Origin of the sequence: Streptomyces sp. (assembly GCF_050698815.1) — a bacterium.
In the GTDB taxonomy this organism is placed as follows: Bacteria; Actinomycetota; Actinomycetes; order Streptomycetales; family Streptomycetaceae; genus Streptomyces.
This window is the reverse complement of the sequence record NZ_JBOHCV010000449.1, coordinates 1-6,497: the sequence shown is the minus strand read 5'-3', so window position 1 is coordinate 6,497 and position 6,497 is coordinate 1. Positions and strand designations below refer to the sequence as shown.

7 protein-coding genes are annotated in these 6,497 nt (G+C 70.7%); 5 read left to right on the top strand and 2 right to left on the bottom strand.

The annotated features are described in order from the left end of the window. Nucleotides 1–163: 163 nt before the first annotated feature. Together ACRDP3_RS16385 and pyk are read left to right on the top strand one after the other, a co-directional pair. Nucleotides 164–883 carry an SIMPL domain-containing protein gene (locus ACRDP3_RS16385; protein WP_431517694.1) on the top strand — a complete coding sequence of 240 codons (720 nt, stop codon included), beginning with the start codon at nt 164–166 and terminating at the stop codon, nt 881–883. A gap of 163 nt (nt 884–1,046) precedes the next feature. Continuing rightward, the gene (gene pyk / locus ACRDP3_RS16380) at nt 1,047–2,486 is read left to right on the top strand and encodes a pyruvate kinase (protein ID WP_431517693.1); all 1,440 of its coding nucleotides are present in this window, start codon (nt 1,047–1,049) and stop codon (nt 2,484–2,486) included. A gap of 33 nt (nt 2,487–2,519) precedes the next feature. Here the strand turns inward: pyk and ACRDP3_RS16375 are convergent, their stop codons facing one another. Then, nucleotides 2,520–2,858 carry a chorismate mutase gene (locus tag ACRDP3_RS16375; RefSeq protein WP_431517692.1) on the bottom strand — a complete coding sequence of 113 codons (339 nt, stop codon included), beginning with the start codon at nt 2,856–2,858 and terminating at the stop codon, nt 2,520–2,522. A 106-nt stretch (nt 2,859–2,964) separates the two neighbouring features. Here ACRDP3_RS16375 and ACRDP3_RS16370 point away from each other — a divergent pair, with 106 nt between their 5' ends. From ACRDP3_RS16370 to ACRDP3_RS16360, 3 genes are all read left to right on the top strand, one after another. Further along, nucleotides 2,965–3,885 (top strand): hypothetical protein, encoded by a 921-nt coding sequence (locus ACRDP3_RS16370; protein WP_431517691.1) that lies wholly within the window; start codon nt 2,965–2,967, stop codon nt 3,883–3,885. Nucleotides 3,886–3,934: 49 nt separating this feature from the next. Then, complete coding sequence (locus tag ACRDP3_RS16365) at nt 3,935–4,399, top strand: PPOX class F420-dependent oxidoreductase (RefSeq protein WP_431517690.1); 465 nt, start codon at nt 3,935–3,937, stop codon at nt 4,397–4,399. 187 nt (nt 4,400–4,586) lie between these two features. Continuing rightward, nucleotides 4,587–4,748 (top strand): hypothetical protein, encoded by a 162-nt coding sequence (locus tag ACRDP3_RS16360; RefSeq protein ID WP_431517689.1) that lies wholly within the window; start codon nt 4,587–4,589, stop codon nt 4,746–4,748. Between the two features lie 139 nt (nt 4,749–4,887). On the opposite strand, the gene ACRDP3_RS16355 is transcribed toward ACRDP3_RS16360, so the two are convergent. Then, the gene (locus ACRDP3_RS16355; protein WP_431517688.1) at nt 4,888–6,348 is read right to left on the bottom strand and encodes a glutamate synthase subunit beta; all 1,461 of its coding nucleotides are present in this window, start codon (nt 6,346–6,348) and stop codon (nt 4,888–4,890) included. Nucleotides 6,349–6,497: the final 149 nt, after the last annotated feature.

Below are 6,497 nucleotides of genomic sequence, written 5' to 3'. Positions count from 1 at the left end.
GCCGGGGCCGAGGTGCTGCACCCGCCGAAACTGTGGCCCGAGTACCACGAGTCGTACTACGGGGCGTTCGTACGCGACCCGGACGGCAACAACGTCGAGGCCGTCTGCCACCGTCCTGAATGATCCGGGACCGGCGCCGCCACGGGTCTGCGAGAGTGGCCGCATGACGAACACACCCGGCCACTCCGCAGCACCCGAGCCCCTCCCCTACGGCACCCCGGACACGCCCCGGGTCGCCGTGCAAGGCGAGGCGAGCCTCGAGTTCGACCCGGAGATCGCCCGGATCGGCGTACAGGTGAGCGCCCGGGGCACGGACAAACGCGAGGCGCTGAACGCGCTGACGCGGCGCAACTCCGAGGTGCTGGAGCTGCTCAAGGGGTACGGCGAGGCGGTGGAGAAGCTGTCGACGGGCGCGTTCTCCGTCTCGCCGGAACTGACGGAGAAGGGCCGGCGGGAGCGCGTACGCACTTATCACGGGCGGGTGCACATCTCGGCGACCGTCGGCGACTTCACCGCGCTCGGCGAGCTGACCACGCGGCTGGCCGACCTGGAGCTGACCCGGGTGGACGGGCCGTGGTGGGCGCTGCGTCCGGACTCCTCGGCGCACCGCTCGGCGCGGCAGCAGGCGGTGCGAGAGGCGGTGACGCGAGCGCGGGAGTACGCGGGTGCACTGGGCGCGGAACTGGTGGCGCTGGTGGAGCTGGCCGATCTGGGCGCGGAGAACAGCGTGCCGCCGCCCCCCGCGCAAGGGATGCGGTCCGCCGGTTACGGGGGGCCGGCCGCACCCGGCGCCGCGGCTCCGGCCCTGGATCTGGAGCCGCAGCGGCAGACGGTGCGGGCACGGGTGAACGCGCGTTTCGTGATGAGCCGCCCCGCACTGTGAAGCACGGTCCCGGGTGCGGAGAGTGAGCAGCGGCGCCCCTGTCGCGCTCATCGGAGCGAGCGTCTGCCCACTTTATTAGTTGTCAATGGCCTTTCCGGCAAAGGGCGTTGAGGAGTCATCGGCGAGCCGTTCTCTACCCATGGGTAAGTCGTAGGCTCGGATTATGCGCCGCGCAAAGATCGTCAGCACTCTGGGTCCCGCCACCGACTCGTACGAGCAGATCAAGGCACTCGTCGACGCCGGGATGGACGTGGCCAGGCTCAATATGAGCCATGGCTCGCACGCCGAGCACGAGGAGCGCTACCACCACGTGCGCAAGGCCGCGGAGGAGGCGGGCCGCAGCGTGGGAGTTCTCGCCGATCTTCAAGGTCCGAAGATTCGGCTCGGGCGTTTCCGTGAGGGTCCCGTACTCCTCGAACGCGGCGACGAGTTCTCCATCTCCGTGGCGGCGGAGCAGGAGGGCGACCGTTCCCGCTGCGGCACCAGCTATGCCGGGCTGGCCGCCGACGTGTCGCCGGGTGAGCGCATCCTCGTGGACGACGGCCGGGTCACGCTGGAGGTGGTCGCGGTCGAGGGCCCCGTCGTGCGGACCGTGGTCGTCGAGGGCGGCATGGTCTCCGACCACAAGGGCCTCAACCTGCCGGGTGTCGCGGTCTCCGTGCCCGCCCTGTCGGAGAAGGACGTCGAGGACCTGCGCTGGGCGCTGCGCACGGGCGCCGACGTCATCGCGCTCTCCTTTGTACGCAGCGGACACGACGTGAAGGAGGTGCACCGTGTCATGGCGGAGGAGGGCCGGCACCTCCCCGTGATCGCGAAGCTGGAGAAGCCGCAGGGCGTCACGAACCTGGAGTCCGTCGTGGACGCCTTCGACGGGGTGATGGTGGCCCGCGGCGACCTCGGGGTGGAGATGCCGCTGGAGTCGGTGCCGCTGGTGCAGAAGCGCGCCGTCAAGCTGTGCAGGCGGAACGCCAAGCCAGTCATCGTGGCCACCCAGATGCTGGATTCGATGATCGAGTCCTCCCGGCCCACCCGCGCGGAGGTCTCGGACGTGGCCAACGCGGTCATGGACGGTACGGACGCGGTGATGCTCTCCGGCGAGACGAGCGTGGGCAAGCACGCGGTCGACACGGTGAAGACGATGAGCCGCATCGTCACGGCGGCCGAGAAGGAACTGCTGGCCAAGGGCCTGCCGCCGCTCACCGAGCACAGCAAGCCGCGTACGCAGGGCGGCGCGGTCGCGCGGGCCGCGGCGGAGATGGGCGACTTCCTCGGGGCGAAGTTCCTGGTGGCCTTCACCCAGTCCGGTGACACGGTGCGCCGCCTCTCCCGCTACCGCTCGCCGGTCCCGGTGCTCGCCTTCACCCCGGACCCGGCCACGCGTTCGCAGCTGAGCCTGACCTGGGGCGTGGAGGCGTTCCTCGGCCCGACCGTGCAGAGCACGGACGAGATGGTCAGCCAGGTCGACGAGCAGCTGCTCAAGCTTGGCCGGTGTGAGAGGGGCGATCTGGTCGTCATCACGGCGGGTTCCCCGCCCGGCGTCCCCGGTTCCACGAACCTGGTCCGGGTCCACCACATCGGCGAGGACGACGCGCCCCGGCGGTGATTGGCCGGGGCCCGTCAGGGCCGTGCGGGCCGGTCAGGAGCGGGCGATCGTCTCGTGGTGCCGGATGACCTCGGCGATGACGAAGTTGAGCAGCTTCTCCGCGAAGGCCGGATCGAGCTTGGCGCTCTCGGCCAGTTCCCGCAGCCGGGCGATCTGACGGGCCTCCCGGGCCGGGTCGGCGGGGGGAAGGTCGTGGTCGGCCTTGAGCCGGCCGACGCGCTGGGTGCATTTGAAGCGCTCGGCGAGCATGTGCACCACCGCGGCGTCGATGTTGTCGATGCTGTCGCGCAGTTCGCCCAGCTCCGCCCGTACCGACTCCGTCACGTCGTCGGTGGTGCCGGTGCCGGTGGTGCCGTTGTTGATCTTCGCCATGCCGCCGTTCCAGGTCGGAGTGTGTGTGGGGCCGCGCACTCGCCGGGCCCGCCGGCGTCCGCGCCCGTACAGTGACAGTAACCGACGGAGTCCGGGGGTGATGCCCATGACGGCGAGCGATGCCGGCGGCCGCCCCCCGGGAGACCCGGTCGAGCGGGGCTTCCCGCACCTGGAGACCGTACGAGCGTCCGTCAGCGCCCTCTACAAGCGGCTGTCGTGGGACACCATGCGTCTCTTCGACGGCAGCGTCGTGCCCAGTGATGTCGCCTTCTCCGACTCCGACGAGCTCTATTCCGGTGTGCAGCGCGTCGCCCGGGTCATGGTCCACCACTTCCGGCTTCCGGATGCCCGCATGATCGTCAACTTCCGCGAGATGGATCACGCGGCGAGCGTGGAACTCGCGGCGGGCCCGGAGTACTTCATCGAGTTGAACACCCGCTTCCGGCGCCACCGCCGCGACATCGGCGCGGCCCTCGCGCACGAGGTGATGCACGTCTGTCTGCACCGCCTCGGTCTCGCCTTCCGCGACACCCGGGAGAACGAGATCCTCACCGACACCGCCACCACCTATCTCGGCGCGGGCTGGCTGCTGCTGGACGCCTTCCGGCAGGACCAGGTCTCCTCGCAGAAGCTCGGGTATCTCACCCCGGAGGAGTACGGCTACGTGCTCGCCAAGCGGGCCGCTCTCTTCGGCGAGGATCCCTCGATCTGGTTCACCAGTCCGCAGGCGTACGAGGCGTACGTCGAGGGCCGCGCGCTGGCCCGCGCCGACGAGGAACAGCCGCCGCTGACCGCCGCGGGCTGGGTCGGCCGTCGCCGCTACGCCAGGGACCGGCGCTCCGCACTGGCCCGTCCCGATGCCGTCCCGGTGGCGTCGGACAAGGTCGGCTACGCCTTCGAGAGCCACTCACCGCTGCACGTGACCTTTCCCTGCCCCACGTGCCACCAGCGCATCCGCGTCCCGGTCCAGGGCAGGGTCCGGGCCCGCTGCGGGCTGTGCCGCACGGTGCTGGAGTGCGACACCTGACAGGGCCCGCGAGGGCCTGCGTGGCAGGCCATGGCGTACGTTCGGCGGCATGAGCCCCTACATCGCCACCAATACCCGCGTCGAGCTGGCCGGCCTGCTCGACTTCGTACGCCCGCGGCACCGCGCCGTCCTGATCACCCGGCGCGCCGAGGGAGCGCCCCAGTGCTCGCCGCTGACCTGCGGCGTGGACGACGCGGGACGGATCGTCCTCTCGACCTATCCCGAGCGTGCCAAGACCCGCAACGCGCGGCGGGACCCGCGCGTGAGCCTGCTCGTGCTCTCCGACGAGTGGAACGGCCCGTGGGTGCAGATCGACGGGGATGCCGAGGTCATCGACGTACCGGAGTCGGTGGAGCCGCTGGTGGAGTACTTCCGCACCATTTCCGGCGAGCACCCGGACTGGGACGAGTACCGTGCGGCGATGCTGAAGCAGGGCAAGTCCTTGATCCGTGTCACTCCGCGGCACTGGGGGCCGGTCGCCACCGGCGGCTTCCCGGCGAGGCTGGCGGACTGACCCACCGGCTGCCGGTTGCGAGCCCCGCCGGCAGCTCCGCGCGCGGCGTGCGCCCCTGTGCTTCGCCGAGCTGCGCCGTGCGCTCTTGGGGGTGAGAATCGAGCTGCGGGAGCCTTCCGGGGAGGCGGTCGCGCCTCAGGCCCGTCGGCCTGCTGCGCCCGAGTCGTACAGGGGAGTTGACGCAGAGATGACCACCACAGTGCCGTCACCGTCACCGAGGGAGCACCCGCCGGGCGAGGAGGTGGTGGAGACGCCCGTGCCGCTGGGGGCCCCGCTGTGGCTGCTGGCGGGCGTCGAGGACGAGGACGAGATCGGCCGCGAGACGCACATCTGGCGCGGCATCGACTGACGGCACCCGCCCGTCATCACGGTCTGTCATGACGGGCGGGTACTGTCAGTCGACGTCGGGCACGACCGTCAGGCACCACACCGCGGTGCCCGGCCACCGGTCGGGGGTGGGGACGGGCACCGCGGCCGTAGGTGAACGCTCAGACCGTCAGAGCACGGTCCGTCGGCGCGATGGGGGACGGGAGAGCGCTGGTGCCCATGAGGTAGCGGTCGACTCCCTTGGCCGCCGAGCGGCCCTCGGCGATGGCCCACACGATGAGGGACTGGCCGCGGCCCGCGTCGCCGGCGACGAAGACGCCGGCGACGTTGGTCGCGTAGTCCGCGTCGCGGGCGACGCTGCCGCGCGCGTCCAGCTCCACACCGAACTGCTCGACCAGGCCGTTGTCCTGGTCGATTCCCGTGAAGCCCATCGCCAGGGTGATCAGCTGGGCGGGGATCTTCCGTTCGGTGCCGGGCTTCGGCTCGGGCTTGCCGTCCTTCATCTCCACCTCGATCAGGTGCAGCCACTGGACGTTGCCGTCCTCATCGCCCTCGAAGTGGGTGGTGTTGACGGAGTAGACCCGGTCACCGCCCTCCTCGTGTGCCGAGGAGACCTTGTAGAGCATGGGGAAGGTCGGCCAGGGCTGGTGCGGCGCCCGCTCCTCGCCCGGCTTCGGCATGATCTCCAGCTGGGTCACGGAGGCGGCGCCCTGCCGGTGTGCGGTGCCCACGCAGTCGGCGCCGGTGTCCCCGCCGCCGATGACGACGACGTGCTTGCCCTCGGCGGTGATCGGGGAGACGGTCAGGTCGCCCTCCTGCACCTTGTTGGACAGCGGCAGGTACTCCATCGCCTGGTGTACGCCGTTCAGTTCGCGCCCCGGCACGGGCAGGTCGCGCGCCGTGGTGGCGCCCGCCGCGATGACGACCGCGTCGTGCCGCTTGCGCAGCTTCTTCGCGTCCAGGTCGCGGCCGATCTCCACCTCGGTACGGAACTTGGTGCCCTCCGCCCGCATCTGCTCGATACGGCGGTTGATGTGCCGCTTCTCCATCTTGAACTCGGGGATGCCGTAGCGCAGCAGCCCGCCGAGCCGGTCGGCGCGCTCGTACACCGCGACGGTGTGACCGGCCCGGGTCAGCTGCTGTGCGGCGGCGAGTCCGGCGGGGCCGGAGCCGATGACGGCGACGGTCTTGCCCGACAGCCGTTCCGGGGGCTGCGGTGTGACGTCGCCGCTGTCCCACGCCTTGTCGATGATGGTGACCTCGACGTTCTTGATGGTCACCGCGGGCTGGTTGATGGCCAGCACACACGCCGACTCGCACGGGGCCGGGCACAGCCGCCCGGTGAACTCCGGGAAGTTGTTCGTCGCGTGCAGCCGCTCGATCGCGGCGCCCCAGTCCTCGCGGTAGGCGTAGTCGTTCCACTCCGGGATCAGGTTGCCCAGCGGGCAGCCCTGGTGGCAGAAGGGGATGCCGCAGTCCATGCAGCGCCCGGCCTGCTTGCTGACGATCGGCAGCAGTGAACCCGGAACGTAGACCTCGTTCCAGTCCTTGACCCGCTCCTCGGCCGGACGGCTCGTGGCGACCTCACGGTCGGTGTGCAGGAAGCCCTTGGGGTCAGCCATTGGTCGCCGCCTCCATCATCTTCTCGTGGGTCTCGGACTCGCTGAGTCCGGCTCGCTCGGCGGCGTCCTTGGCGACGAGCACGGCCTGGTAGGTGGCGGGCACGACCTTGTGGAAGCGGCCGACCACCGCGTCCCAGTCGGCGAGGAGC